The 25774-nt window shown below is 63.5% G+C and carries 25 protein-coding genes and 1 tRNA gene; 10 read left to right on the forward strand and 16 right to left on the reverse strand.

What is annotated here, in order from left to right; all coding sequences use genetic code 11:
- The first annotated feature begins 157 nt into the window (after nt 1-157).
- On the forward strand, nt 158-619 hold the full coding sequence (locus tag ABLE85_RS01590) for a phasin (protein ID WP_348790934.1): 462 nt from the start codon (nt 158-160) through the stop codon (nt 617-619).
- Between the two features lie 234 nt (nt 620-853).
- Nucleotides 854-930 (forward strand) — tRNA-His (locus ABLE85_RS01595).
- Nucleotides 931-1121: 191 nt separating this feature from the next.
- Here ABLE85_RS01595 and ABLE85_RS01600 read toward each other — a convergent pair.
- The 7 genes from ABLE85_RS01600 to xseA all read right to left on the reverse strand — a co-directional run bounded on the left by ABLE85_RS01600 (nt 1122) and on the right by xseA (nt 10096).
- The gene (locus ABLE85_RS01600; RefSeq protein WP_348790935.1) at nt 1122-2813 is read right to left on the reverse strand and encodes a SulP family inorganic anion transporter; all 1692 of its coding nucleotides are present in this window, start codon (nt 2811-2813) and stop codon (nt 1122-1124) included.
- Nucleotides 2814-2897: 84 nt separating this feature from the next.
- Nucleotides 2898-4454 (reverse strand): CHAD domain-containing protein, encoded by a 1557-nt coding sequence (locus tag ABLE85_RS01605; RefSeq protein ID WP_348790936.1) that lies wholly within the window; start codon nt 4452-4454, stop codon nt 2898-2900.
- A 228-nt stretch (nt 4455-4682) separates the two neighbouring features.
- On the reverse strand, nt 4683-5498 hold the full coding sequence (gene ppk2, locus ABLE85_RS01610) for a polyphosphate kinase 2 (protein ID WP_348790937.1): 816 nt from the start codon (nt 5496-5498) through the stop codon (nt 4683-4685).
- Between the two features lie 37 nt (nt 5499-5535).
- Entirely contained in the window at nt 5536-6009 is a 474-nt protein-coding gene (locus tag ABLE85_RS01615) for a hypothetical protein (protein ID WP_348791431.1), read from the reverse strand.
- 170 nt (nt 6010-6179) lie between these two features.
- Nucleotides 6180-7409: an HlyD family secretion protein gene (locus ABLE85_RS01620; protein ID WP_348790938.1), complete on the reverse strand. Its 1230-nt coding sequence runs from the start codon at nt 7407-7409 to the stop codon at nt 6180-6182.
- A gap of 3 nt (nt 7410-7412) precedes the next feature.
- Complete coding sequence (locus ABLE85_RS01625) at nt 7413-7904, reverse strand: hypothetical protein (protein ID WP_348790939.1); 492 nt, start codon at nt 7902-7904, stop codon at nt 7413-7415.
- A 626-nt stretch (nt 7905-8530) separates the two neighbouring features.
- Nucleotides 8531-10096 carry an exodeoxyribonuclease VII large subunit gene (xseA, locus tag ABLE85_RS01630; protein WP_348790940.1) on the reverse strand — a complete coding sequence of 522 codons (1566 nt, stop codon included), beginning with the start codon at nt 10094-10096 and terminating at the stop codon, nt 8531-8533.
- Nucleotides 10097-10219: 123 nt separating this feature from the next.
- Here xseA and ABLE85_RS01635 point away from each other — a divergent pair, with 123 nt between their 5' ends.
- Together ABLE85_RS01635 and ABLE85_RS01640 are read left to right on the forward strand one after the other, a co-directional pair.
- A complete protein-coding gene (locus ABLE85_RS01635) occupies nt 10220-11164 on the forward strand; it encodes a DMT family transporter (protein ID WP_348790941.1) in 945 nt (314 codons plus the stop codon).
- 42 nt (nt 11165-11206) lie between these two features.
- Complete coding sequence (locus tag ABLE85_RS01640) at nt 11207-12244, forward strand: zinc-dependent alcohol dehydrogenase family protein (RefSeq protein WP_348790942.1); 1038 nt, start codon at nt 11207-11209, stop codon at nt 12242-12244.
- A 15-nt stretch (nt 12245-12259) separates the two neighbouring features.
- On the opposite strand, the gene ABLE85_RS01645 is transcribed toward ABLE85_RS01640, so the two are convergent.
- The gene (locus ABLE85_RS01645) at nt 12260-13216 is read right to left on the reverse strand and encodes a LysR substrate-binding domain-containing protein (protein ID WP_348790943.1); all 957 of its coding nucleotides are present in this window, start codon (nt 13214-13216) and stop codon (nt 12260-12262) included.
- Nucleotides 13217-13404: 188 nt separating this feature from the next.
- On the opposite strand from ABLE85_RS01645, the gene ABLE85_RS01650 reads away from it, so the two are divergent.
- Nucleotides 13405-13698, forward strand: coding sequence for a DUF1127 domain-containing protein (locus tag ABLE85_RS01650; protein WP_348790944.1), 294 nt, complete (start codon nt 13405-13407; stop codon nt 13696-13698).
- An 85-nt stretch (nt 13699-13783) separates the two neighbouring features.
- On the opposite strand, the gene ABLE85_RS01655 is transcribed toward ABLE85_RS01650, so the two are convergent.
- From ABLE85_RS01655 to ABLE85_RS01670, 4 genes are all read right to left on the reverse strand, one after another.
- Nucleotides 13784-14617, reverse strand: a complete 834-nt coding sequence (locus ABLE85_RS01655) for a DUF937 domain-containing protein (protein WP_348790945.1) — start codon at nt 14615-14617, stop codon at nt 13784-13786.
- Between the two features lie 107 nt (nt 14618-14724).
- A complete protein-coding gene (locus ABLE85_RS01660; protein ID WP_348790946.1) occupies nt 14725-16098 on the reverse strand; it encodes a glutamate--cysteine ligase in 1374 nt (457 codons plus the stop codon).
- A 122-nt stretch (nt 16099-16220) separates the two neighbouring features.
- On the reverse strand, nt 16221-16955 hold the full coding sequence (locus tag ABLE85_RS01665) for a 16S rRNA (uracil(1498)-N(3))-methyltransferase (RefSeq protein WP_348791432.1): 735 nt from the start codon (nt 16953-16955) through the stop codon (nt 16221-16223).
- A gap of 32 nt (nt 16956-16987) precedes the next feature.
- Entirely contained in the window at nt 16988-17635 is a 648-nt protein-coding gene (locus ABLE85_RS01670; RefSeq protein WP_348790947.1) for a hypothetical protein, read from the reverse strand.
- 77 nt (nt 17636-17712) lie between these two features.
- Between ABLE85_RS01670 and ABLE85_RS01675 the strand changes: the two genes are divergently transcribed.
- Both ABLE85_RS01675 and ABLE85_RS01680 read left to right on the forward strand, forming a co-directional pair.
- On the forward strand, nt 17713-18411 hold the full coding sequence (locus tag ABLE85_RS01675; protein WP_348790948.1) for a type 1 glutamine amidotransferase: 699 nt from the start codon (nt 17713-17715) through the stop codon (nt 18409-18411).
- A gap of 279 nt (nt 18412-18690) precedes the next feature.
- A complete protein-coding gene (locus ABLE85_RS01680; RefSeq protein WP_348790949.1) occupies nt 18691-18825 on the forward strand; it encodes a hypothetical protein in 135 nt (44 codons plus the stop codon).
- On the opposite strand, the gene ABLE85_RS01685 is transcribed toward ABLE85_RS01680, so the two are convergent.
- The 4 genes from ABLE85_RS01685 to ABLE85_RS01700 are packed head-to-tail and all read right to left on the reverse strand — an operon-like array spanning nt 18819 to nt 22404.
- The gene (locus tag ABLE85_RS01685) at nt 18819-19571 is read right to left on the reverse strand and encodes a metallophosphoesterase (RefSeq protein ID WP_348791433.1); all 753 of its coding nucleotides are present in this window, start codon (nt 19569-19571) and stop codon (nt 18819-18821) included. The genes ABLE85_RS01680 and ABLE85_RS01685 overlap by 7 nt on opposite strands.
- Before the next feature lie 37 nt (nt 19572-19608).
- The gene (locus tag ABLE85_RS01690) at nt 19609-20745 is read right to left on the reverse strand and encodes an alpha-hydroxy acid oxidase (RefSeq protein WP_348790950.1); all 1137 of its coding nucleotides are present in this window, start codon (nt 20743-20745) and stop codon (nt 19609-19611) included.
- A 48-nt stretch (nt 20746-20793) separates the two neighbouring features.
- A complete protein-coding gene (locus tag ABLE85_RS01695; RefSeq protein WP_348791434.1) occupies nt 20794-21576 on the reverse strand; it encodes a (Fe-S)-binding protein in 783 nt (260 codons plus the stop codon).
- A 21-nt stretch (nt 21577-21597) separates the two neighbouring features.
- The gene (locus ABLE85_RS01700) at nt 21598-22404 is read right to left on the reverse strand and encodes an FCD domain-containing protein (RefSeq protein ID WP_348790951.1); all 807 of its coding nucleotides are present in this window, start codon (nt 22402-22404) and stop codon (nt 21598-21600) included.
- A 196-nt stretch (nt 22405-22600) separates the two neighbouring features.
- On the opposite strand from ABLE85_RS01700, the gene ABLE85_RS01705 reads away from it, so the two are divergent.
- From ABLE85_RS01705 to ABLE85_RS01715, 3 genes are read left to right on the forward strand one after another with little or no spacing between them, the layout of a single operon-like run.
- On the forward strand, nt 22601-24097 hold the full coding sequence (locus ABLE85_RS01705) for an FAD-linked oxidase C-terminal domain-containing protein (RefSeq protein WP_348790952.1): 1497 nt from the start codon (nt 22601-22603) through the stop codon (nt 24095-24097).
- Nucleotides 24098-24100: 3 nt separating this feature from the next.
- The gene (locus tag ABLE85_RS01710) at nt 24101-25351 is read left to right on the forward strand and encodes an FAD-binding protein (RefSeq protein ID WP_348790953.1); all 1251 of its coding nucleotides are present in this window, start codon (nt 24101-24103) and stop codon (nt 25349-25351) included.
- A gap of 30 nt (nt 25352-25381) precedes the next feature.
- A complete protein-coding gene (locus ABLE85_RS01715) occupies nt 25382-25762 on the forward strand; it encodes a DUF4870 domain-containing protein (RefSeq protein ID WP_348790954.1) in 381 nt (126 codons plus the stop codon).
- The last annotated feature ends 12 nt before the right edge of the window (nt 25763-25774 follow it).

The following is a 25774-nucleotide window of genomic DNA, read 5'->3' on the forward strand; positions in this document are numbered from 1 at the left end:
GATGGCGAGCGGAAACTCTCGGTTTGGTTAACGCCGCTTGCGGCGGTTATGTTGCAGCGCACAATTTTGTTGCAATGCAGCATGAGAAGCGCTATATAGCCATCCATGCATGAATGAACGCTTTCCGCAAAGCCTGTTCACCGAAAAGGATGGAATCATGTCCAAGACTGCTGCCAAGCCTGAAGAATTTGAGAATGTCGAATTCCCCACCTTCGATGCGTCGAAGGCCACCGATCAGTTTCGTGCTTTCGCCGAAAAGGGCGTCGAGCAGTCGAAGGAAACTTTTGCCAAGCTGAAGAGCGGCGCCGAGGATACCCAGAAGGCGCTGGAGACCACTTTGGAGACCGCCCGCGCCGCCGGCAGCGACCTTTCGCTGAAGGCGATCGCCACCTTCCGCGCCAATGCCGAGGCCGGCTTCGCGCATCTCGAAGCGGTGGTCGGTGCCAAGTCGCTGTCCGAGCTTTTCGAGCTGAACACCTCGTTCCTGCGCAAGGGCGCCGAGACGGCCGCCCAGCAGGCCAAGGACTTCCAGGCCCTGTCCGCCAAGGCGGCCGAGGATGTCGCCAAGCCGATCAAGGACGTGGTCGAGCGGGCGTTCAAGGACCTCAAGGTCGCCTGAACTTCGGCACCCAAACCATCCGAAGGCGGCTTCCTCCCGCCGCCTTCGATATAGTGGCCAGCTCCTCCCGCTGGCCCGCCCCTAGGAAAAGGCCGGCCCCTGCGCCGGTCTTTTCTTTTTTGTCAGGTTTTTCCCAGTTTTCGGGCTTCCGGCTAAAAATGACCGTGAGAAGCGCCGATAAGCGGCTTGAAATGTCCGTCGTTTGTCCTTATTGGACGCCTCACCAGATGGCGTGCCGTTGTAGCTCAGATGGTTAGAGCGCCGGATTGTGGATCCGGAGGTCGCTGGTTCGATCCCAGCCAACGGTACCATTTCTTCCGCACATTCATTCGCTACCTATCGCAAAGCGGCCGCTTGTCGTTCGCGCTGTGCCGGCGAGCCTTGTCCCGACTCGGGCGCAACAGCCGTCGGGCGAATCAAAGTGGTGCGGGGGCCTTTCTGGTCCGGGTCATGTGAATCCGCCGAATCACTTTCCGCGATTCCATCGAATCTCGAAAACCTTTCACAGCTCGTCGGTCTGAGGCTGGGACCCGGGGCGGGAGTGGCTGAACGCGGTTGCGACGTCTTCGAGGTCTTCAAAGATCATGGCCTTGCCGATCTTCTGGAGAAGGCCGGCCCGTTCCAGAACCTCCATCGGCTCGATGTGCAGTTCGGCGATGCCAAAAGCGATTCCTCGCTCGGCGTAGAGGTTCCGTATCTCCTCCAGCATGGCAGCCGCTGTCGAATCCACCTGCGCAATGGCGTTGGCGTCGAGCACGAACCAGTGCGTGTCCGCAGGCAGTTCTTCCAGGATCGTCTTCAGCCGTTTCTTCACATAGTCGACATTGAAGAACAGGAGGCTGCCCTGGATCAGGCAGACGGCAAGCCCGGGAACCGGGTGTGCGGCCTTCGACCTGTGCAGCTTGTAGAAACCGTGCCGGCCGCGGATGCGGCCCAACATGGCGTCGCGCGGGCGCATTTCCTTGATCAGCACGTAGCAAAGGGTCGCTGCGACCGCGATCACGATACCCAGCAGCACGCCGAGGCTGATTGCGCCCCACATGCCGATCAAGGCGAAGGCGAACTCCATTCGGCTGATGTGCCAGATTTCCCGCAGGCTGGCGAAGTCGATGAGGCTGATCGCAGCTCCCACAAGTATGGCCCCGAGAGCGGGTTCCGGCAGAAGCCTGAACGCGTCGTTCAGATAGAAGAGCGAGATCGTAAGGGCCGCGGCCGCGACAAGGCCGGCCAGTTGCGTACGGCCGCCGACGGACAGGTTGATGGCGGTGCGCGAATCCGCAACGGTCACCGGGAAGCCGCTGAACAGCCCTGATGCGATGTTGGCTGCGCCAAAACCGGCGAGTTCCTTGTTGGCGTCGACCTCGAACTTCATGCGCGTCGCAAAGCTCTGGGCGGTGACGACGCCGGAGCCGAAACTCACCAGCCACACTGCCGCGGCGCCGATCAGAAGGTCCCTGGCCGGCAGGGGCGGCTCCAGCGGCAGGGACAAGGCCGGAAATGTCTGGGGCAGGTTGCCGACCACCTTGATGCCCATCTCCTCGAAGCCGAACAGCGCCGAGGCCGCCACGGAAACAGCAACCACCACCAGTGGACCAGGGATCGGAGAGCGCTTCGACAACAGCAGAATGACGAGCATCGCGGCGCCGAGCGCTACCGAGGGCCAGTGGATCGCCCCGGCCTTGTGAGCCAATTCCACCAATGGCGGGATGAGGCCGTCCGATTCGATGCGCAGGCCCGTGAAGCGTCCGATCTGTCCTACCAGGATGGAAATGGAGATGCCGCTGATGAAGCCGACCAGGATCGGTTTCGACAGGAAGGCCGAGAGGGCTCCGAGCCGCAGTCTTCCTCCGACTATGCAGAAGACCCCGACCGCCACGGCAAGCGCGGACGCGATGACGACGCGATCGGCCGTCGTGCCGGCCGTCGTATTGGCGAGCACGGCGGCAAGCACTGTCATGGTCGCGGCATCGGGGCCGACGACGAGTTGTCTGGATGGGCCGAACAGTGCGTAGCCGATGAACGCCAGGATGCTCGAATAGACCCCGACCTCAGGCGGCAGCCCGGCAATCGCGGGATAGGCGATGGCGCTTGGGATCGCCACCGCCGCAATCGCGAGGCCCGCCGTGACGTCGCGGCGCAACCACTCGGACTTGTAGCCCCTGAGACTGGTCAGCACTGGGAGCCGGGCGAACATCTGCCGATTTCTCGCGTGGACGATAACCCAGATGGCTATGCTGGAGCGGCGGATGCCGAGAGCTGAAGCTCGCTGGCTTGCCGCCTAACTTTCCTTGAACCGAAGGGCAGAAACGCGCGCTATGCTGTCTCGTGCAACCCTCGCTTTCGATAGAGCCGTCGTTTCGTTGCCCGCGCACCGCGCAGTCACGAGACCGGCTGCGACGAGCGAGGAATGATCACCCGGGCCAGCCAGCACCTTCTGCGCATAGGCCAGCGCGATCTCGCGATTGACCTTGCAGTCGTTGAGATCGCCGAGCGCGTCCTGGATCGCATGGAGCGACGAGACGACGTTGTCGAAGCGCTTCCAGGAAACGATGCCGGCGAAAGGCTCGGCCATGTAGCGCAGCTTCTTGGCCCTTATCCTGATCCGGTGCAGCTCTTGAGGCTTGAGCTGCTCCATCTTGCGGCTGTCCTGCAGGAGCGATCTCAGCCGGCGCCGCAAGGCCTTCGCCGCGAAGCGCTTTATTGTCATCCCTCGCTTGCGTCCGGCCTTGCCGGGCGGCTTGGCCGGAGCGAGCAAGGCGTCGAAATGGGAGACGAGGTCCAGGCTCAGGCGGGAAACCCGGTCTGAATGCAGATTGGCGATGATGTCCGCATAGGCCTTGTCGTGGCGCTCGTGGAAATCGGCAAGAAACGGCGTGAAGCCGGCAATGTCCGGATTGGCTGCGGCCGTGGGTTCCAGAACGGACTTGAGGAAGACATCGGTCTCGCGGCCTTCGCCGAGAAGGTCGCTTAGCCATTTCAGTTCGGCCTTCAGGGCCGTTTCGTCCTCCCACTCCAGGACGCCACCAAACAACGACATGATCGCGCGAAGGCGGCGGACGCAGACTCGGGACTGATGCAGCGCTTCCATGCCTGCGCCGGCGATCAGTATCGCCAGATTGTCGAAGAGCGCCGAAAGGCAGGTGAGGCCAATGGCGCGGATTGCCTCCGCCGTGCTCATGTCCCGGCTGAGATCGAAGACAAGGCTCGTCGTGGGGCGTGACGCGTCGCCGGCCAGCAGGCGGTATCCCCGCTCGCCCTTGGAGGTGAGCGAAACCAGCGAAGGGACTCCCGCACTGATCTCACGGGCGAAGGCGAACAATGCTTGCGGATCGCCCGTCTTGAGCTCGAGTTCCGCCTCGGCGATATTCTGCTCTGCGTGCCCATCGCTCACGACGCCTTCGTCCAGCGTGATCTCGATTGTCGTGTCGCCGCGCTCGAGCAGATAGGTGTCGCGATCGACCTCCACCGTGAAGACCGGTCGGAGCTTCTCCCAGTCATCCTGCTTGCGCAGGAGCTTGGAGAGCGGCGAATGCTCGGCCGCTGCCGCGACCGGTCGGTCACCGTGCATGGCCGCGTCCCACTCGCTGCGCCCGAGCCCGTCATTGGTGGGCTTGATCGTCCTGACGGTCTGAACGCTGTCTTGCCCGTTGCGCCGGATTCGCAGCAGGTAACCCTTGTCGTGCAGTCTGTGTTTGCGGGTGTCGAAATAGACGGACCGGATTGTCTTGGGGGCGCCGGTTCGCTTCGCCCCGGCTTGCGCGGCCGCCCTGCCGAGGCGCCGGAGCTCGCCGCTCGGCACGGTAAGCCTGACTTCCACTTCGCGGCCCGCGGCCATGGCATCCTCGCGACCACCGTGGACGATCCGATCATAATCGTTCCGGGAACTCGGTCTGACCGACGGTTCCTGCGTCGTTCTACGTACCAACTGGCTCGCGTCTGGATCGTTCACCGTCGTGCTATCCTGCCTCAGGTTGCGGGAAACGCATGGTGCGGGCGAAACCTCGACCTGCGCATCCTGATGCGGTCTCACGCGTCATGTCGACCATCTCCAGGAGTCTGCGACCTAGTATTTCTCCGGAACAAACAGCGCCTTGTTCAGGCTCTCCTGATCATTATAGGATTCTTTTGTCGATCTTCGAGGCAGCTCCACGCGCTCATGAGGCGCCTTCTTGTAGGGGATCAGTTTCAGGGTCTGCGAGATGCAATTGAGGCGTCCGCGCCGCTTGTTGTCGGTGCGCACGACATGCCATGGCGCGTGCGCGCTATTCGTTGCGTCGAGCATGCTGTCGCGCGCCCTCGAATAGTCATACCAGCGCCGATAGGATTCCAGATCCATCGGGCTCAGCTTCCACTGCCGGAGGGGATCGTCGATGCGCGCCTTGAACCGCCGCTCCTGCTCCTCCATCCCCACTTCGAGCCAAAACTTGATGAGGATGATGCCGGCATCCACTATGTATTTCTCGATGGACGGGCACAGCAAAAGGAACCGGTCGTGCTCTTCCTGGGAGCAGAAGCCCATCACATATTCCACGCCGGCGCGGTTGTACCAGCTGCGATCGAATATGACGACCTCGCCGGCCGCTGGGAAATGCTCGATGTAGCGCTGCAGGAACATCTGGGTCTTCTGGCGATCCGAAGGCGCAGGGAGCGCAATGACCCTGAAGACGCGCGGGCTGACCTTTTCCGTAAGCGCCTTGATGGTGCCGCCCTTGCCGGCGGCATCGCGCCCTTCGAACAGGATGATGACCCGCAAGCCCTTGAACTTCACCCAAGCTTGGAGATCGCACAGTTGCACCTGAAGCTTGCGCAGCTCCTTCATGTAAGCCTTGCGACTCATCTTTTCTGGGGTGGGACTGTCCTTCGCATTCTTGTCCAACATCAGAGCACCCTCTTGCTTGCCAACGGCGGAAGGAATTCTAGTGCCAGCTCAACGTGACCCCGATGTCGCCGGGAACTCCTCCGGGATAGTCGACGACCTGGTACCGGATCTTGTAGCCGCGGGGTTTCAGGTGCTCCTGCCACAGATCATAGATTTCCCGCGGGATGCCGGTCAGCGTGTCCTCCCAACCCGGCTCGGCCTGGTTGAGGGCTCGCCCGCCGTCGGTGCAAAGCGCATTCGGAAAGCGATAGACCTCGACCTCGGTAAGGCCGTTGTTCACAGCGCGCTGGATAACGTTTGCGGCCAGCTTGATCCTTTCTTCCCGTGAAAGGCCGGAGGGCTTCTGCAGCTTCGCTATCAGTTGCTTCTTTTCGTCTTCGATGTGCTTGGCTCGCAGCATCGCCTCCGAGGCTTTCTCGCTCTCGACCTCGGCGAGCTTGCGCATGACATCCTTGGCGGTCGGCAACATCTGCTCGACGTCTTCGCCTTTTGTCTGATCGGTATTGGGCATTTTGGCACCTTTTCTTGGCAGACCCAGCGCATTTGCGCTCAATTGATCCCCCAATTTCCGGCATTACCAGCAAGTAATCCGGGAGAACTCCCAACGGAGTGGCCGAATAAATCTTCTCACCTTTTCCGAGTTCCGTCGAGATCGATCACATCGGCTGCAATGATCGGCTTTCAATGCCCTGAGAAAACCAGCGTCTGGAATGGCAGCAAGATAGCTTGCAGGCGCAAGATCATGGCGTGCACCAATCCGACCGCATCCACCATATGCAGGAAGAACCGGTGCGCTGCGCCCAGGTTCCCGTGCTCCAACTCATCGTGATTGCTCGTATAGGCGTTGGCGATGCAACTGCTGCCCGGAGGGATGCCGTCGAGCTGGCCTTCGTAGAGAGGTTCCAGATAGGTGGTCAGGGTTCCGGGGCGCGCCATCTGCTGGACATCGATGAGCTGGTCGGTCGGACGGATCTGGCCGGCGGCGATGGCTTTCTGGACCTCGGTGACCACCATAGGAATGATGGTGAAGGGCTTGCCGATGCATGTCGCTTCGGCGATCATCCCTTTCGTGATGACCTGGGACTCGATTTGGCCGAAGCCTGCTACCAGTGCGACGCGGCGATCTTCGGGTATCAGAATGCCGGCAGAGCGGATCAACGGATTGACGATGTCGCCGGGCCGCAGCGCAAACTGCTGAACTGTGCCGGCTGTGCCGGCGTACACGACGGTCTTGTCCAGTTCCACCTGTGCCTGAGCAAGTGCCGCCTCGGCGCTCGCCTTCTGCGCCGGCAGAAGCGAAGAGATCTTCGTCTCCAAGGTCTGCTTGTTTGACACAGCGGCGGTCAGCCCGCCCTTTTTGGCCTCCGTGTCCACCTGAAGCTTCTCGATTTCGCGCCTTGCCACGATGTTCGGATTGCGCTTGTTCAGTTCGACCTGTGTCTCATATTCATCCACGGCCTGCTGGTAGGCACCTTCGGCCTGTGCGATCAAGCCGTCGGCTTCCACCAGCTCGGTTTCCGTCACCTCTGTCTCGGCATCTAGTTCAGTCACACGTCGGCGGGCGGTTTCGACGGCGGCCTTCTGCTTCTCGTCGTCCAGCCGGAATAGTGGAGCGCCGGCCGCAACCCTGTCATTGGTGCCGACATAAACCTCCAACACGCGGCCATTTGTTTCCGGCAGTATGGTGACGGTGCGGAAGATTGCCGTAACGTTGCTGGTGGAGGGGTGGAAGTAGAAGATCATCGTGATCAGCGAAAGCGTAAGGATCACGCAAGCGGTTATGCCCCAACGCAGCTCGAACCACATCGAATAGAGGTTGATCTCGTGGCCGATTCTCTTGCCCTGACCATAGCGGCGGAAGAGATAGTCCGGGAAAATCGTGACCAGGGAGCAGATCATGAATTCAAGCATGACTCATCCCCTCCGTTCGGAACGCTTGTCGCCGGGGGCGGGGGACAGCTCGACCGGTGTCAATTGAGGCTCGGCTTGGACCGGATGAGGTTTTGTGGGTGTCGCCTGGACTTCCGGGACTTCTGGCGACACCGGTTCGGGCGGCTTGCTTTCCTGCCCGGCAATCTTGCGGAGCGAGTTGGCGATCGAGTTCATCGGGCTGGAAAAGTCCGGGAATTCGATCAAGGCCAGCAGCAGTGCCGCGATCCAGAACAGGTGATTGTGGGTGAACAGAGCGATCAGCGCGAGCACGGCGACCAGCTGCAACTGACCCTTGCTGGCCCCATGCGCCATGTGTTCCGGCAGCGCATGAAGCCGAAAGTACAAGATGCCGACCAGGTAGATGATCAACAGAAGGAAGACGGCCATCACGACGAGGAGAACGTCCGTCTCTCCTGGCGCGGTAATGAATATGGGCAGATGACCGACTGCCGCCGGATGCAATGACTCCGCCATCTCTTGAGCTTCCCTTACAAGAGGAGCAAGCACTTGGCCGTCAAAACGCTGACGTGGATGCAAGCGGACAGATAGGGCGGTCTGCGGCGTTGATCTCGTCCAAACCGCCAAGCCCCGAAGGGCTTACCCTTCGCTTCGTAGCACGGCGTTTCTCGATCAAATTATAGGGGATTATACAGGCAGGATTACCCTGCGTGGATCACTATATTTTGCTGCGGCCTGTCCTCAGGCTATCCGGGCCCGCCGAGGCCTACCGCTCCAGCGGGTCCGGCTGTCAGTACATCAGGTTAGTGGCAGCTTTGGACCTTCTGCATTACGACCTGACCGTTACGGTGTCGTCTTACGGTCTTCACGGTGCACTTTCGGTCCATATAGTGGGGTCCATTCATCCGATGGGCAGGAGGAGCGCCTGTCGCCACGGGTGTCGAGAGTGCTGCGCTCTGAGCGCTCGCGCCAATAGAAAACACTGCGGAGGCCGCGATAATGGAAACAAGAAGAAGACTTTTCATCTTTATCGCCTCGGTGGGATGAGAGTGCATAGAACTTCCCACCGAGAACAATGTTCCGAAGAAGCGTTTTGGAACGCGGCAGCTGCCTCCGACACGTTCCGGCCGCTCTGACCGAACTCAGAACAGCGAGCCCTGCGCTCCCGGATCCTTAGGCTTGGATGCCGATTTTGGTTGCGGCTTGGGGGGCGGCGCGCCTTCGCCGGCGGTCACGCCTACCGTGCCATCGGCAAAACGCAGCGAAAGTGCGGCGTGCGGCGCGACTTCTGCGGCGCGCTTGACCAGCTTTCCTTCGGCGTCCTCGACCAGGGCGAAGCCTCGTTCGAGGATCGACTGGTGCGACAGCGTCGAGAGCAGGCGGTCGGCCTGGGTCACGCGGCCGCGCAGGCGCTCCAGCCGCAGGACCGTCGATTGGTCGAGGCGCCGCTCTAGCGCGGCGAGACGCTCGCCGGCCTGCTTGTGCTGACGCATCAGCGGCTGCGGGCCGATGCGCTGCGCGGTACGGTCGAGCCGCACGCGCTGCTCGCGCATCATGGCGCGCAGTGCCGCAAAGGCTCGGGCCAGGTCGCGGTCGGTCGTGCGCCTTACGTCCGCAATTCTCCGGTCGAGCGTGGCCGGCGAGAGGCGGATCGCGGACAGGCGTGCGCGCTTGCGCTCGGTGCTGACGGTAAGCGCGCGTGTCAGGCGGCTGGTCACCTCGTCGAAATGGCGGCGCGGCAAGGCGAGCAGCTGGTCGGGCGAGGGAAGTGCCCGCGAAGCCGCGCGCAGGACCTGCCGCTTGCGCTCGAAATGGCGCGACATGCAGCCCTTCAGCCTCGCCGAAAGGCTGGCAAGGTTGGCTTCCAGGTCGGCCTTCACCGGAACCGCGATTTCGGCGGCTCCCGTCGGGGTCGGTGCGCGAACGTCCGCCGCCAGATCCACCAGGGTCCAGTCGGTCTCGTGGCCCACGGCCGAAATCACCGGAATGTCGGAGGCCGCCACGGCCCGCGCCAGCGCCTCGTCGTTGAAGCCCCAGAGATCCTCGAGGCTGCCGCCGCCGCGCGCGACGATCAGGATGTCCGGCCGCGCTACGGGGCCGTCCGGTGGTAGGGCGTTGAAGCCCTGAACGGCGGCGGTCACTTCCGCGCCGGAGGTCTCGCCCTGCACACGCACCGGCCAGACCACCACATGCAGCGGGAAACGGTCGGTGATGCGATGGATGATGTCGCGGATCACCGCACCCGTGGGCGAGGTGATGACGCCGAGCACAAGCGGCATGTAGGGCAGGGGCCGCTTGCGCTCGCTGTCGAACACGCCCTCGGCGGCCAGCCTGCGCTTGCGCTCTTCCAACAGAGCCATCAGCGCGCCGGCGCCTGCCGGCTCCAGATTGTCGATGACGATCTGGTATTTCGACGAGCCGGGATAGGTGGTGAGCTTTCCGGTGGCGATGACCTCCATCCCTTCCTCAGGGCGGAATTTCAGCCGGCTCATCGTGCCTTTCCACACGACGGCCTCGATCCGGGCGCGGTCGTCCTTGAGGCTGAAATAGGCGTGGCCGGAGGAATGCGGGCCGCGATAGCCGGAGATTTCGCCGCGCACGCGCACATGGCCGAACTGGTCTTCGACCGCGCGCTTGAGGGCGCCGGAAATCTCGCTCACCGTGTATTCGATGACGTTGCTTTTCGATTCGGAGAAGAAGTCGCTCATCTAGCGATTGGGGCGCTTATGCCGTCCCGGGTCAAGCCTGTTGGCGCGCTTATCACCGGCGCTCATGGATGGATCAGAAGAATTGGATAGACGCCGGGCATGCCGTGGGCTTACGGCAGGCGCATGAGCACACAGACACAGACCCTGGCATCCTCCCCCAAAGTCCTCTCGGTCGACCGGCCGTTCCAGCCGCTCGACTACGGACTCTACGCCATCACCGTGCTTTCGTGGAGCGTATCGTGGTTCGCCATCTCGCTGCAGGTCGGGACCGGAGTGTCGCCGGAGGTCAACCTCGTCTGGCGCTTCGCCATCGCGACGGTGCTGATGTTTGTCTGGGTAATCATCAGCCGCCGCCAGCTGCGCTTCGAGCTTGCCGATCATCTGCGGTTCGCGCTTCTGGGCGTGCTGATCTTCTCGTCCAACTTCCTGTTCTTCTATTACGGCGCTCTGTACATGGTCAGCGGCCTACTGTCGGTGGTGTTCTCGCTGGCGTCCGTCATCAACATGCTGCTCGGCGCCATCGTCATGCGCGAGCGCCCGGCGCCGAGGATCCTTGCGGGCGGGCTGTTGGGTTTCGGCGGCATCGCGCTGATGTTCTCGCCGGAGATCGCCGCGCATGGCCTTTCCGGCGGCACGCTGACGGGCCTGCTGCTGTGCGTGTGCGGAACGCTCTGTTTCTGCTTCGGAAATCTCGTCTCGGCGGCCAACCAGCGCCGTGGCCTGCCGCTGATCCCCACCAGTGCCTGGGGCATGCTCTATGGCACGCTGTGGGCGGCGTTTTTGGCGCTTTTGATGGGAAAGCCCTTCATCATCGCGCCGACCGTGCCCTATATCGGCTCGCTCGTGTTTCTGGCGGTGATTTCGACGGTGATGGCGTTCGCCGCCTACCTCACCCTGCTCGGCCGCATCGGCGCGGCACGCGCGGGCTATGCCACCGTCATGTTCCCGATCTTCGCGCTCCTGGTCTCCACCGCGCTCGAAGGCTATGTCTGGACTGTCTATGCCATCATCGGCCTTGTGCTGGTGGCCCTCGGGAATGTTCTGGTCATTCGCGGCGGAAAGCGCTAGCTGGCGGCCATTGTCATTTGAGATCTCGGGGGAGGATCATCGATGAAGGCCGTTCTGTTCGAACATTTCCGCGAGCCACCAAGCATACGCAACGTGCCCGATCCCACGCCGTCGACTGACGGCGTGGTGATCAAGGTCGAGGCGACCGGGCTCTGCCGCAGCGACTGGCACGGCTGGATGGGGCACGACGCGGACATTGTGCTGCCGCATGTGCCCGGCCATGAACTGGCCGGAACCGTGCAGGCGATTGGCCGGCAGGTCACGCAGTGGCGCGTCGGCGACCGGGTCACGGTGCCCTTCGTCGGCGGCTGCGGCCATTGCCACGAATGCAATTCCGGCAACCACCAGGTCTGCGAGCAGCAGTTCCAGCCCGGCTTCACCGCCTGGGGATCGTTTGCGGAATATGTGGCCGTCGATTACGCCGACACCAACCTGGTTCGCCTGCCCGATTCGCTGGATTTCGTCACCGCAGCCAGCCTCGGCTGTCGTTTCGTGACCTCGTTCCGAGCGATCGTCGACCAGGCGAAGGTGCTGCCGGGCGAGTGGGTGGCGGTGCATGGCTGCGGCGGGGTCGGCCTGTCGGCGATCATGATCGCGACCGCCATGGGCGCCAACGTCATCGCCATCGACATCACGGAAGAGAAACTCGCCTTTGCCCGCGAACTGGGGGCAGTCGCCACCGTCAACGGTGCGCAGCAGGACGTTGTGGCGGCGGTGCGCGAGATCACCAAGGGCGGCGCGCATGTCTCGCTGGATGCACTCGGCCACCCCTCGACCTGCTTCAACTCCATCGCCAATCTGCGCCGGCGCGGCCGCCATGTGCAGGTGGGGCTGATGCTCGGAGAGCATGCCACGCCGCAGATTCCGATGGACAAGGTGATCGCGCACGAACTGCACATCATCGGCAGCCACGGCATGCAGGCCTTCCGCTACAAGGCGCTGATGGACATGCTGGAGACCGGCAAGCTGGCGCCGCAGAAACTCATCGGCAAGCGTATCAGCCTCGAGGAGGCGCCGGTTGCGCTGATGCAGATGGACCGTTTCGACGGCCTCGGCATCAGCGTCATCGACCGCTTCTGATTCCGGAAGGGCTGCTTACCAGCCCGGCATGATGTGGCCGGGCCGCAGGCGCTTGCCGCGCAGCGCGGTGAGGGCGGCGAAATCGAAGGTGCCGGTTTCCTCGATCGCCGGCACCGAGATGTTGTCGAGGCTCTCGGCGATGTGGCGCGCCAGTGCCTCCACGACGTCGGCGCGGGCCGTGTGGGCGCGCATGATGCCGATCTTGCAGTCGGGCAGGGCGCCAAACCCGTCGGCTTCGCCCAGCACTCGCATGCCGGGCCTTAGCGCGCATTCGGGCAGCACCGAGATCGCCAGCCCCGAAAGCACTGCGGCCGCGATGACGGTCGCCGACCAGCTCGAGAACAGGATGCGGTAGTCGCGCTGCATACGGTCCAGCACATCCGTGGCCGAACGCCGCCAGATGCAGGTCGGGCGGCCGAAGGCCATCGGCAGGATTTCGTGCTCGTGCGTGGCATGGTTGGCCGAGCTTACCCATAGCAGCGGTTCGCGCCGCACCACCTCCGACTGGCCCTTGCTGTCGTCATGCGTGACCAGGGCAAGGTCGAGATGACCGCGCTTGATGTGCTCCACCAGGTTGAAGGTCGGCTCGCAGATCACCGTCAGCTCGACGCGCGGGTTGGAGCGGGCGAAGCGGGCCATGATCTCGGGCAGGAAGCGGTCGGCATAGTCGTCGGGCGTGCCGATGCGGATGGTGCCCTCCAGCCGCCGGTCGTCGAAGGCGGCCAGTGTTTCGCGGTTCAGGTGCATCAGCCGGCGTGCATAGGACAACAGCCTCTCGCCTTCCTCGGTGAGCCTGTTGCTGCGTCCGTCCTTCTCGAACAGCGGCTTGCCTATCCGCTCTTCCAGCCGGCGCATCTGCATCGACACCGCCGACTGGGTTCGGTGCACCTCCTCCGCCGCTCGGGTGAAGCTTCCGGTGTCGGAAATCATGATGAAGGTTTGCAACTGGTCGAGGTCGAGCGGCGCGGACATGGCGATCATCCATCATGGACTTTGATGGTAAAGATTAAAAACATTCGTTGGATTAATCAATGCAGTCGAGGCACACTCACAAGCGTCCACAGAAAGCATAGAAAAACGCCGGCGAGACGCGGCGATGCGCGCAATGCGTCGTCGCGTCGGGCGGTTTCCTATGCTCCGATTTTTGACGGAGAAGTGTCATGGCTACGTTCGAACACGCCCCCAAGACGATGCAGCTTGCCGCGCGGCCGGCATTCGCCGTGCGTGTGGTGAACACTATCTCCAACACTTATCGGGCCTGGAAGAATCGACGCGAATTCTATCGTCTTGGCGAGATGTCGGATGCCGAGCTGGCCGACATAGGCCTCACCCGTGCCGACCTCCATGTCGTGGTGGATCTTTCCTTCGGCGCCGATCCGACGAGGCGCCTGGGCTCCATCGCAAGAGCGCGCACCGAGGCATCGGTCGAGGAACTGGCTCGCCGCGTCGGCTGAGTTTCTGCAGGCTTCCCCACTCCCGCCGGTCATCCCCCCGGCCGCCTGCATATTGCCCGGTCCTCGTGACCGGGCTTTTTTTTAACTAGCGATACCGGTGCATGTCCTTGGCGAACTGCTCGAAGATCGTTTCGATGCTCTTCTGGTACTCGTCACGCTGCCTGGCGCCGGTCTCGAACATCTTGCCGAACAGGTCGTCATAGGGGGTGCGCGGGCGGCCGCTGGGATTGGTCGGCGGTTCGGGCGCCGGCCGGGCGCCGCCAAACATCTGCTCGAAGAACTTCCCCCACGGATTGTCCATCGGCGCGTTTGACGCCGGCCCGGGCTGCTGCGCCCCGCCGAATATGGCCTGGAGCATTGGCCCGAATGGATTATCGGTTGCCCCCGTCGATTGCGACGGCTGCGCAGTGCCTCCGGGCATGGTGCCGGCTTGACGCATCATCTGTTCGAACATCAGGGCCAGCGGGTTGTTGACGGCGGAACTGCCGGCCTGGAACTGCGCGGCGGTCTGTCGGGACAGCCCGCCCATGATCATCGAGGCGAGCACCGGCAGCATCTGCTTGAGCACTTCCTGGCTGACGCCGCTGGCGACCGCCGCCTGATCGGCAACCGCTTTGGAAAGCTCCTTGGAGCCGAAGAGGTGCCCCAATATGCCGTTGCCCTCGGCCATCCCGGCCGGCGAAAACGCATTGGACGGGTCATCGAAATATTTGGCGTGCTGGCCGCTTGCCATGGCGTTGAGGAACGCGCCGACGCCGTAGGGATCGGCGGTATTCTGTTTCAGCCCCTGCGAGAAGGCCGGCAGCAGCGCTTCCACCGCGGCTTGCGTCTGCTGCATCGACAGGTCGAACTGCCGCGCCAGAGCCTCCATGCCCTTGCCGTTCTGGGCATTGTTCAGCATGTCGAACAAGGGAAGCATCGCCGATCCTCCTCGAAAGCCGTTTCGAGGAGAGCCTAGACCATAGCGCCCGGTCCGCCTACGGGATTGTTTTTCCCGGAGCGGACCCTGTCAGTGCGAAGCCGATCTCAATACGCGTATTCCAGGAACACCGGCTCGATCGAATCGCCCCAGCGGGTGTGATAGGCGTTGACCATCTCCTGCGCGCTGGTGGTACCGCGCGCCACGACCTCGTCGAGCGTGGACAGGAAGTTGGTTTCGTCGAAGCCGTCGCGGTTCAGGCGGTTGCGGTTCTTCAACCCCATGCGCGAAATCGCCAGCACATCGCGCGCCACATCGCGCAGCGTGGTGTTGCGGAAGTTGGCGGCGATGCCCTCGGCCGGCACCGCGTTGCGCATGGCCAGCACTTCTTCGTAGGTCCAGTTGGCGGTCAGCGCCTCGGCGGCGTCGAGCGCCTCATCGTCGTAGAGCAGGCCGACCCAGAAGGCGGGCAGCGCGCAGATGCGCCGCCACGGGCCGCCGTCGGCCCCGCGCATTTCCAGGAAGCGCTTGAGGCGCACGTCGGGGAAAAGCGTCGAAAGATGGTTGGCCCAGTCGCCGATGGTCGGCATGCCGTCGGTCACTTCATTGCGCGCGGCCCCGCCCATGAACTGGCGGAAGGTCATGTGCGTCATGTCGTGGTAGCGGCCGTCGCGAATGACGAAATACATCGGCACGTCGAGCGCCCATTCGACATAGTCGGCGAAGCCGAATTCGGGCGAGAAACAGAAGGGCAGCAGGCCGGAGCGCTGGTTGTCGGTGTCGGTCCAGATGTCGCCGCGCCAGCTCTGCAGGCCGTTCGGCTTGCCGTCGGTGAAGGGCGAGTTGGCGAACAGCGCAGTGGAAAGCGGCTGCAGCTTCAATGAAACCTGCATCTTGCGCCGCATGTCGGTCTCGGACGAGAAGTCGAGATTAACCTGGATCGTGCAGGTGCGGTACATCATGTCCAGGCCCTTGGTGCCGACCTTCGGCATGTAGGCGGTCATGATCTCGTAGCGCGACTTGGGCATGCGCGGCGTTTCGGAAAGCTTCCACTTCGGGCTTCCGCCGAGGCCGAGGAATCGGATGCCGAGCGGCTCGGCGATCTCGCGCAACTGGGCGAGATGCGCGTTGCCCTCACGACAGGTCTGGTGGATGGTTTCCAACGGCGCGCCGGAAAGCTCGAACTGTCCGCCGGGCTCAAGCGAGATCGCGCCCTGGCCGGTCGGCTCGACCAGGCCGATGATGCGGCCTTCGTCGAGGATAGGCTCCCAGCCCAGCGTGCGCTGCATGCCTTCGAGCAAGGCGCGGATGCCGCGGTCGCCGCCATAGGGAACCGGCGCGTTGCCATCGACATAGAATGGAAACTTCTCGTGTTCGGTGCCGATGCGCCACTTGTCGCGTGGCTTGTTGCCCTCGGCGAGATAGGCCACGAGTTCGTCCATGCCTTCGATCGGCCGGAAATCGGTGGTGTCGCGCGCCATAGTCTACCCTCTCGCCGCCCGGAAAAACGTCGGCGCTTGATGGACGGAATTGTATCGCGCGATCAAGCGAAAAATCCTGACACGATCATCAAGACAAATTGCACCTGCCGACAGGCCGTCGTCTACCAGTCGCCGATGGTCGCCTGCACCAGCGCCAGCGCCGCCACGGCCGCGGTGTCGGCGCGCAGGATGCGGGGGCCGAGCGGAATGGCGGTCACGAAGGGCAGGGCGTAAAGCTGCTTGCGCTCGTCTTCCGAAAAGCCGCCTTCGGGGCCGATGATCAGGCCGAGCTTGCGCTCGGGTATGGCCTGCAAGGCGGAAAGCGGATTGTTGGTCTCCGCGCTCTCGTCGCAGAAGATCAGCCGCCGTTCCTTATCCCAGCCGGCCAGCAGGCTCGAGAACTTCTGGGCCTCGCGCACCTCCGGCAACGCAAGAATACCGCATTGCTCCGCCGCTTCCACGACATTTGCGCGCAGGCGCTCTATGCCGGGTTTGGCGATCTGCGTGTGCTGGGTGACCACCGGCTGCAACACGCCGGCGCCCATTTCGACCGCCTTCTGCACGAGATAGTCGAGCCGGCCTTGCTTCAAGGGAGCAAAGCAATAGACGAGATCGGGGTGGGGCGGCTGTGGCCGCGTTTCCTCGATAGCGCGTAGCCGAACCGATTTCTTCGTCTTGGCCTCGATTCGCGCCAGCCATTCGCCGTCGCGGCCGTTGAAGATCAGGATCTCCGCGCCCTCGTTGAGGCGCAGCACGTGGCTGAGATAGTGGCTCTGTTCCGGGCTCGCCTCGAAGGCGGCATCCGAGCCGAGGTCCTGCGGCACGAACAGCCGCTGCATTTTGTAATTGGCGCGCATGGGCGGATGAATGCGGGAGCGGGCGCTCGCGGTCAAGCCTCGATGCTGGGATGCCAGACCGGAGCATAGCCTGCGCGCAGCACGGCCAGAGTGGTCGGGGGAGTGATCAGCCAAATATCGTAGAGCGCGAGTTCATGAGGGCTCCAGGCATCGCCATAGCCGCGAAACGTCCATGCCCGCAGTTCGTCGCCGCGCTTGGCGAACACCTGCTCGCCCTGGAATACCATGGCACCATCCGGCAGGCCGTCGACTTCGCCTGGGTTCAAGGCGACGAGCGGTCCGCCCGAGGCCAGCCGCTCGGCGTGCAGTCGTGAATCGATGTCGTGAACCCTCGGCTCGTGGATAGCGAAGGTCTTGCCGAAGCGGGCGGCAAAATCCTGCGCCCGCTGCCTTCGACAATAGAAGCAGGGTCGATGACCGGCGGCCAGCGCGGTCACCTCGTCGAGGAAGAAGAGCTCGGTCCAGCCGGCGTTGCCGTTCGGTCCATTGCGGCCCATGACCTCGCGCCGCCGTCCGCGAAACGCGCAGTCGCAGATCAGCCAGGCCTTCGTCGTCCAGCGCCGCTTGAGCAGAGTTCGCGTGTCCGGATCGTGGATCACGCCACGGTTGCCAGTGAACAGGCCGCGTGTTCCAACGGCATGGATGTCGCCGAACGGATCGACGCGGTTCTGCAGTGGCATATCCGATCTCGCTTTCAGGCAGGTGCTTCGCATGATAACGCTCGCAGCGGTTCTGTCATGCTGCGAAGGGCTTTTTCATGCGGGTGCTGGTCGTCCAGAATTACGACAATACCGGGCTTGGGCAGGTCGGCGCCGCGCTGGCCGAGGCTGGCGCAGAGATCGACCTGCGTAACGCGCATCTGGGCGACGCCCTGCCGGAGGATGCCGACGGACATGACGCGATCGTCGTGCTGGGCGGCGGGCAGAACGCGCTGGCCGATGACGAATATCCCTACATTCCCGCACTTCTCGACCTCATGCGAGACTTCGAGGCGAAGGATCGCTCGATGCTCGGCATCTGCCTGGGCAGCCAGCTCATGGCGCGCGCCTTCGGCGGCCAAAACCTGATCGGCACGGCTCCAGAATTCGGCTGGCGGCAGGTCACGCTTACAGAGGAAGCCGAGAACGACGCCGTGCTTGGCGCGCTGCCGAAGGACTTTTCGACCTTCCAGTGGCACGACGATACCTTCACGCTGCCGGAAGGCGCGGTGCATCTGGCTGGCAACGCGGCCGCGCGCAACCAGGCGTTCCGCGTCGGCCGCGCGGCCTATGCCTTTCAGTTCCACTTCGAGGCCGATCAGGCGCTGGTGCGTCAGTGGAATGTGGCCTTTCTCGACGTGCTGCGCGCGCGCCAGCCTGCCTGGCTGGAACGCTTCGAGGACGAGGCGGCTACCCATGGCGACAAGGCCGACGAAGTCGGGCGTGCCCTTGCGCGCGCCTGGGTGGCCACCATCTGACGGCGGCGAACCTTCGGTGGCAAAGGGGGCCCCGATCAGCAAGTTGTGAAAGGCTCCAATCTCGACGCCAGACAGCGGGGCGCTACCTCTCCGTGGCATAAATGGCACGTCGGAAAACTTCCTGGTGAGCTGGTTCGATCGGAGCTAGTGCCGCGGGAACATTGCGCTTAGAAGGGCGCCGACTTCACCGAATGCGGTTCGAACGATCGCAGGCACGCCTGCGAGACGCAACGCATTTGTAACGATTCCTGTGCAAATTGCGGAAAGCCGTAACCCGAGATGACTGCCTTGAAAGCCGCGCTTCTGTCTTTTGCTATGCTCTCCGCCATCGTGATCGGCGGCGTTGGCATTTATGCCGCCGATGCGGCGAACGGGCATGAGGTGGTCGACGGCTACGGTGTCGTCCGTCACTGACCTCTATCGCTGATCGACAGGATCTCCTTTTGCGCGCCGTCGATGACCAGCGCGGTGAGCACACCTGACCTGCAAGCATAAGTGTCCACGTCCACCCGGTTCGCCATGACCTCCGGTTCGGCGTGCGGCGTGTGGCCGTGCACGATCACCTTCGGATGCAGGCCTGGATAGTTCAGGAACTCGTTGCGTATCCACAAGAGGTCGCGCGGGTTCTGTTGCTCCAGCGGAATGCCGGGGCGAATGCCGGCGTGACAGAAGAAGAAATCCCCGAAGCTCGCCGAATAGTCGAGGCCGTCCAGGAAGCCGATGTGGCTCTGGGGCACGGCGCGGCGTAGCGCGGCATGGCCGCTCGCAAGTGCTGCCGGATCGTCGAAGTCGAGCGCCACGCCGTAGGAAAGCGCCGTCATTTCCCCGCCATTGTTGGCAAACAGGCCGTCCGGTGACGGAAAGTCCAGAAAATCGAGAAAGCCCCGATCATGGTTGCCGGCCAACGTGATCACCCGTTGATCGCGTCGGGTGACCTCGATGAGCATATCCAGAACGCCCTTCGCATCCGGCCCGCGATCGACGTAGTCGCCGAGATGGATGATGCGCCAGTCGTCCGGTGGATCTTGTGCGAGTTCCGTCTCGATGTACGCATGCATTCCCTCAAGCAGGTCGAGCCGGCCATGCACATCGCCTACGGCGTAGATGCGCATGCCGGTCGGGCCGGCGGCGTCGAGAAAATGGATGCCCTGGTCTACCAATCTCTCCACCCTGTTTCCTGTGGGCTGGCGCCTGATCTCAGCGGTAGAGCATGTCCGGACCGATATCCGCGATCGTTCGCTTGCCGCAAAGCGCCAGCGTGACGTCCGCTTCCTTTCGGATGATCTCCAGCGCCTTGGTTACGCCTTGCTTGCCCATCGCACCCAGTCCGTAAAGGAACGGCCTACCGATATAGGTGCCCTTGGCGCCGAGGCACAGGGCCTTCAGCACATCCTGGCCCGAGCGTATGCCGCCGTCCATGTGCACCTCGATCTTGTCGCCCACCGCTTCCACGATCTCGGGCAGCACGGAGATGGAGGAGGGAGCGCCGTCCAACTGGCGGCCGCCATGGTTGGAAACGATGATGGCATCGGCGCCGGTCTTGGCGGCCATGATCGCATCCTCCTTGTCGAGGATGCCCTTGAGGATCAGCTTGCCGCCCCAGCGCTCCTTGATCCATTCCACGTCCTGCCACGAAAGTTTCGGGTCGAACTGTTCGGTCGTCCAGGACGCCAGAGAGGCAAGGTCGCCCACGCTCTTGGCGTGGCCGACGATGTTGCGGAAAGTGCGGCGCTGCGTGCCGAGCATGCCCAGGCACCAGCGCGGCCGGATCGCCATGTCGATGATGTTCTTGGGCGTCATCTTCGGTGGGGCTGACAGGCCGTTGCGAATGTCCTTGTGGCGCTGCGCCAGGATTTGCAGGTCGAGTGTCAGCACCAGCGCCGAGCACTTTGCCGCCTTGGCCCGGTCGATCAGGTTCAGGACAAAATCCTTGTCGCGCATCACATAGAGCTGAAACCAGAACGGCTTCTTCGTGTTCGCGGCGACGTCTTCGATCGAGCAGATGCTCATCGTGGACAGCGTGAACGGAACGCCGAATTCCTCCGCCGCTTGCGCCGCCAGGATCTCGCCGTCGGCATGTTGCATTCCGGCGCTGCCGGTCGGCGCCAGCGCCACAGGCATCGACACCTTCTCGCCGATCATGGTGCTTTCGAGCGAGCGGTTGGTCATGTCGACCAGCACGCGCTGGCGGAACTTTATCTTTGAAAAGTCCTCTTCGTTGGCGCGGTAGGTGCTTTCCGTCCAGGCGCCGGAATCGGCATAGTCGAAGAACATCGTCGGCACGCGCCGGCGGGCAAGATTCTTGAGGTCGTTTATCTCGAGGATTTCAGCCATCAGTTCGTTCTTTCAATTTGGTTCGGCGGGCGGTCCGCGCCGGACGGTTCAAACACTTCGTTCAAGGGCAATTGCGTTTCTTCTGCCGATCGGCGGCGCGTCGAGCATGCCGGCCAGGACTTCGGCGACATGCCGCACTTCGATGTTGGAGCCCTCGCGCTTCAACCTGCCGGCCATGTCCATCAGGCAGCCGAGATCGCCGGCAAGCAGCGTCGTGACGCCGGCAGACTTGACGTCGTCGGTCTTGGTTCTGGCGATGGGTGCCGAAGATGCGGGATGCCGCACGCAGGAGCCGCAGCACATTTCCGGCGCGCGCATCTCGATCAGGTCGAGGCCTTCGATCGATTTCAAAAGTTCGCGGGGCTGAGCCTTGACGCCCAATTCGCGCAAACCTGAGCAGGCGTCGTGATAGGTGACCGAGGCGTCGAGGCGTGTGCGAAGGCTGCGCATGCCGCGCACGTCGACCAGGAAGCTGGTCAATTCGTGCACCTTGGCCGCAAAGGACGCGGCGCGCGCCTCCCATCTCGGGTCGCCTGCGAAGAGGGAAGGGTAGTGCGTCTTCAGCATGGCGGCGCAGGAGCCGGAGGGCGCGACGACGAAATCGAACTCCTCGAAGGTTTCGATGGTGGTCTCGGCAGCGGCCCTGGCCTCGGCCCGCTCGCCCGACGCATGGGCCGGCTGGCCGCAACAGGTCTGCGCCACCGGCACCTCGACCGTGCAGCCGGCCTCCTCTAGGAGTTTCAGCGCCGCAAAGCCGATCGTCGGCCGGAACAGGTCGACCAGGCAGGTCACGAACAGCCCGACCCGGGGCTCCGTATCTTTTCGCTCGATGCTGGGCACGTTTCTTTCCGGCTATTTCTCTGTTCCGCTACGCCGGGAGCCGTCTCCGGCCTCGGAGCGCTGGCGCAGCCTCAGTCTCGATACTCTCTGCCAGTTGCCGGTACGCTCGACCTCGGCCATCGAGCGTTCGACATAGGTGATGTGGTCCATGGCAGCTTTGCGCGCTTCCGCCGGCTTGCCGCCCGCGACCGCGACGTGGATGGCGCGATGCTGGGCAAGCAGTTCCTCGCGCGCGCCGGGCAGGTTGAAGACCTGCATGCGGGCCTGGAAGACGCCGTCGGAAAGCAGCCGGTAGCAGGAGCGCAGTGTGTGCAGAAGGATGATGTTGTGCGCGCACTCGCCGATGGCGTGGTGGAATTCGACGTCGGCCTGCGCTTCCTCGTCGAAGTCGCCGCGTTCATGCGCGGCGGTCATGCGGTTCATGATCCGGTCGAGCAGGGCGAGGTCGTCGGCGGTGGCGCGGCGTGCGGCATATTCGGCGGCGACGCCTTCGATCTCGCGGCGATATTCCAGATAGTCCGCACAAGCCTTGGGATGCGAGCCGATCAGTTCGCGCATCGGCTGGGTGAAGACCTGTCCGATCATGTCGGCGACGTAGGTGCCGCCGCCATGGCGGGCCACGATCAACCCGCGCTCCTCCAGCGTCTTCAGCGCCTCGCGCAGGATCGGCCGTGACACGTCGAACTGGCGCGCCAGCTCGCGCTCGCCGGGCAGCCGGTCGGACACGCGCAGCACGCCCTCGAGAATCAGGCTCTCGATCTGCTGCACCACCTCGTCGGCGGTGCGCGAATGCTCGATTCTGGAGAAGATTTCGCTCAACCGTTTCGTCCGTTGGGCCTTTGTCGCGGTCAAGAATTACGGGTTTCCGAAAAAGTGGTCAAATTATTTATCCACTCACAGCTTGGAGGCGCCGCATTTGTGTATGCGGGCACAGGCACAAGCGCCCGAGCCGTTTACAGCGGCCGCGACAAACTGGTAAAAGCTTTTTACCAGCTATCTTGTTGAAGGAGCGATGATGTCCGGCCTGGCCATGCCGAAGCCCGACGAAGACACGATGCGCCGCCGCGCCGAGATCGTCGCCGACATGCGCATCATCGTGCCGGACGAGGGCGTGGTCGACACGGTCAACGAAATGCGCGTCTTCGAGAGCGACGGGCTCACCGCCTACCGCCAGCTGCCGCTGGTGGTCGTGCTGCCGGAGACGGTCGCGCAGGTGTCCCGTATCCTGAAATATTGCGAGGAACGCAATATCAGGGTCGTGCCGCGCGGCGCGGGCACATCGCTGTCCGGCGGGGCCCTGCCGCTGGAGGATGCGGTGCTGCTGGTGATGAGCCGCTTCAACCGCATTCTCCAGATCGACTATCCCAACAGGGTGGTCGTCGCGCAGCCCGGCGTCACCAATCTTGGCATCAGTAACGCGGTCGAGGCCGAGGGTTTTTACTATGCGCCCGACCCGTCGTCGCAGATCGCCTGCTCGATCGGCGGCAATGTCGCGGAAAATTCGGGCGGCGTGCACTGCCTGAAATACGGGCTCACCGCCAACAACGTTCTCGGCATCGAAATGGTGCTGATGAACGGCGAGGTGGTACGCCTAGGCGGCAAGCACCTGGATGGCGAGGGCTACGACCTGCTTGGCCTGATGACCGGTTCGGAAGGCCTGCTGGGCGTCGTCACCGAGGTCACCGTGCGCATCCTGAAGAAGCCGGAATCGGCACGCGCGCTGCTGATCGGCTTCCCCACCAGCGAACAGGCCGGCCAGTGCGTGGCCGACATCATCGGCGCGGGCATCATCCCCGGCGGCATGGAGATGATGGACCGCCCGGCGATCCATGCGGCGGAGGATTTCGTCCATGCCGGCTATCCGCTGGAATGCGAGGCGCTGCTGATCGTCGAGCTCGACGGGCCGGCGGTGGAGGTCGACCATCTCATCGGCCGGATCGAGGCAATCGCCGTGAAGAACAGCTCGACCACCTGCCGCATCTCGCAGTCCGAAGAGGAGCGGCTGACTTTCTGGGCCGGCCGCAAGGCGGCTTTCCCCGCCGTGGGCCGCATATCGCCGGACTATTACTGCATGGACGGCACCATCCCGCGCAAGGAACTGCCGAAGGTGCTGCACGGCATGCGCGAGCTCTCCGAAAAATATGGGCTGGCGGTGGCCAATGTCTTCCATGCCGGCGACGGCAACCTGCACCCGCTGATCCTCTACGACGCCAACGTGCCGGGCGAGTTGCACAAGGCCGAACAGTTCGGCGCCGACATATTGCGGCTGTGCGTGAGGGTGGGCGGCGTGCTCACCGGCGAGCATGGCGTGGGCGTGGAAAAGCGCGACCTGATGCCGGAAATGTTCAACCAGATCGACCTCGACCAGCAGATGCGGGTCAAATGCGCCTTCGACCCGAACCACCTGCTCAACCCGGGCAAGATGTTCCCGCAGCTTCGCCGCTGCGCAGAGTTGGGGCGCATGCATGTCCATGCCGGCAAGCTGCCGTTCCCGGACATTCCGAGGTTTTGAGGGATGGGGCAAACATTGCAGTACCTGGCTCCGACCACTTCCGAAGATGTCCAATCCGCCGTCCAATGGGCGCTGGCCAACGAGGCGTCGCTCGAGATTGTCGGGCATGGCTCCAAGCGGGCAATCGGCCATCCGGTGCAGGCCGCGCCCACGCTCGACCTCTCCGGCCTTGCCGGCGTGACGCTCTATGAGCCCGAGGAACTGGTGTTTTCGGCCAAGGCCGGCACGCCGCTTGTCGAAATCGAGGCGATGCTCGCCGCACGCGGCCAGCAGTTGGCCTTCGAGCCGATGGACTACGGCCCGCTTCTTGGGGAGCCGGCCGGACGCGGTACGATTGGGGGCGTGCTGGCGGCCAATCTGTCCGGCCCCCGCCGGCTGAAGGCAGGGGCGGCGCGCGACCACATTCTCGGCATCAGCGCCGTTTCCGGGCGCGGCGAGTTGTTCAAGTCGGGCGGGCGGGTGGTGAAGAACGTCACCGGCTATGATCTCTCCAAGGCCATGGCGGGATCGTGGGGCACGCTTGCCGTGCTGACCGACGTCACCTTCAAGGCGCTGCCCGCCGCCGAAACCGAAACGACGCTGGCCTTGCGCGGCCTCTATGACGAGGACGCCGCGGCAGCCATGGCCATGGCGCTTGGTTGCAGCGCGGAGGTGTCGAGCGCCGCGCACCTGCCGCAGAACCTGTCGCGTTCGATCGCAGGCGGCGCGTTGGCGGGCGACTCGGCTACCTTGCTGCGTGTCGAAGGGTTCGCGCCTTCCGTTGCTTACCGGGTCGAACACCTGAAGCGGCTTTTCAGGAATGCCGGCACAATCGACGAGATCGCAGGCGAGGCCTCGCAGGCGATCTGGCGCGGCATTCGCGACTGCGCGCCCTTCACCGACGGCACCGAGCGGCCCGTGTGGCGCATATCGATGGCGCCGGCCGAAGCCCATCGCATGGTGCTGGCGCTACGCATGGAAGCTGCGGCCGATGTCTTCTACGACTGGCAGGGCGGCCTGGTGTGGCTGCGGCTGGAAGCCGACCCGGAGGCCGCGCTGGTGCGGCACCTTGTGCGGGCATTCGGCGGCGGCCATGCCACGCTGGTGCGCGCCAGCCCCGCGTGGCGTGCGGCGCTGCCTGTCTTCGAGCCCCAGCCGCCCGCGCTTGCCGCGCTCTCGTCTCGGCTGAAGCATGAGTTCGACCCCAAGGGCATTCTCAATCCCGGCCGTATGACGCTGGCTGACCGGTCTGCTAATGTCGACACGGCAGCCTGAATCTTGCTGGAAAACGACAGGAGGGGATTGATGAGCGAAATCGACAATGGGCCAGCAGCGCCGCGCCAGACCGACCGCTGGCTGGAGCCAGGTCCGACCAATGCGCAGATCGTCTATATTCTCTATCTCGCCGGCCTCGTCGTCGGCATCACCGGACTGATCGGCCTGGTGCTGGCCTATATCAATCGCGGCAAGGCCGAGCCCTGGGTCGCGACGCATTACACCTGGGCGATACGCACCTTCTGGATCGGCCTGCTCTACGGGCTGATCTCCTGCGTGCTGATCTTCGTGGTCATCGGCGTCTTCCTGCTGTTTGCCGTTGCCGTCTGGTACATCGCTCGCTGCATCATCGGCCTGCAGGCCGCTGGCCGCGGCGAGTCGATCAAGAACCCGAAGAGCTGGTTCATCTAAGGACGGCAACGC

Source organism: Mesorhizobium sp. KR1-2, assembly GCF_040045035.1.
Lineage (GTDB): Bacteria > Pseudomonadota > Alphaproteobacteria > Rhizobiales > Rhizobiaceae > Pseudaminobacter.

Coding starts and splice junctions, on each gene's coding strand:
- ABLE85_RS01635 (WP_348790941.1), top strand. CDS start 10,220: ATGAGCACACAGACACAGACCCTGGCATCCTCCCCCAAAGTCCTCTCG.
- ABLE85_RS01715 (WP_348790954.1), top strand. CDS start 25,382: ATGAGCGAAATCGACAATGGGCCAGCAGCGCCGCGCCAGACCGACCGC.
- ABLE85_RS01655 (WP_348790945.1), bottom strand. CDS start 14,617: ATGCTTCCCTTGTTCGACATGCTGAACAATGCCCAGAACGGCAAGGGC.
- xseA (WP_348790940.1), bottom strand. CDS start 10,096: ATGAGCGACTTCTTCTCCGAATCGAAAAGCAACGTCATCGAATACACG.
- ABLE85_RS01680 (WP_348790949.1), top strand. CDS start 18,691: ATGACTGCCTTGAAAGCCGCGCTTCTGTCTTTTGCTATGCTCTCCGCC.
- ABLE85_RS01625 (WP_348790939.1), bottom strand. CDS start 7,904: ATGGCGGAGTCATTGCATCCGGCGGCAGTCGGTCATCTGCCCATATTC.
- ABLE85_RS01690 (WP_348790950.1), bottom strand. CDS start 20,745: ATGGCTGAAATCCTCGAGATAAACGACCTCAAGAATCTTGCCCGCCGG.
- ABLE85_RS01660 (WP_348790946.1), bottom strand. CDS start 16,098: ATGGCGCGCGACACCACCGATTTCCGGCCGATCGAAGGCATGGACGAA.
- ABLE85_RS01615 (WP_348791431.1), bottom strand. CDS start 6,009: ATGCCCAATACCGATCAGACAAAAGGCGAAGACGTCGAGCAGATGTTG.
- ABLE85_RS01620 (WP_348790938.1), bottom strand. CDS start 7,409: ATGCTTGAATTCATGATCTGCTCCCTGGTCACGATTTTCCCGGACTAT.
- ABLE85_RS01705 (WP_348790952.1), top strand. CDS start 22,601: ATGTCCGGCCTGGCCATGCCGAAGCCCGACGAAGACACGATGCGCCGC.
- ppk2 (WP_348790937.1), bottom strand. CDS start 5,498: ATGTTGGACAAGAATGCGAAGGACAGTCCCACCCCAGAAAAGATGAGT.
- ABLE85_RS01605 (WP_348790936.1), bottom strand. CDS start 4,454: ATGGCCGCGGGCCGCGAAGTGGAAGTCAGGCTTACCGTGCCGAGCGGC.
- ABLE85_RS01675 (WP_348790948.1), top strand. CDS start 17,713: ATGCGGGTGCTGGTCGTCCAGAATTACGACAATACCGGGCTTGGGCAG.
- ABLE85_RS01710 (WP_348790953.1), top strand. CDS start 24,101: ATGGGGCAAACATTGCAGTACCTGGCTCCGACCACTTCCGAAGATGTC.
- ABLE85_RS01665 (WP_348791432.1), bottom strand. CDS start 16,955: ATGCGCGCCAATTACAAAATGCAGCGGCTGTTCGTGCCGCAGGACCTC.
- ABLE85_RS01600 (WP_348790935.1), bottom strand. CDS start 2,813: ATGTTCGCCCGGCTCCCAGTGCTGACCAGTCTCAGGGGCTACAAGTCC.
- ABLE85_RS01645 (WP_348790943.1), bottom strand. CDS start 13,216: ATGTCCGCGCCGCTCGACCTCGACCAGTTGCAAACCTTCATCATGATT.
- ABLE85_RS01650 (WP_348790944.1), top strand. CDS start 13,405: ATGGCTACGTTCGAACACGCCCCCAAGACGATGCAGCTTGCCGCGCGG.
- ABLE85_RS01670 (WP_348790947.1), bottom strand. CDS start 17,635: ATGCCACTGCAGAACCGCGTCGATCCGTTCGGCGACATCCATGCCGTT.
- ABLE85_RS01590 (WP_348790934.1), top strand. CDS start 158: ATGTCCAAGACTGCTGCCAAGCCTGAAGAATTTGAGAATGTCGAATTC.
- ABLE85_RS01640 (WP_348790942.1), top strand. CDS start 11,207: ATGAAGGCCGTTCTGTTCGAACATTTCCGCGAGCCACCAAGCATACGC.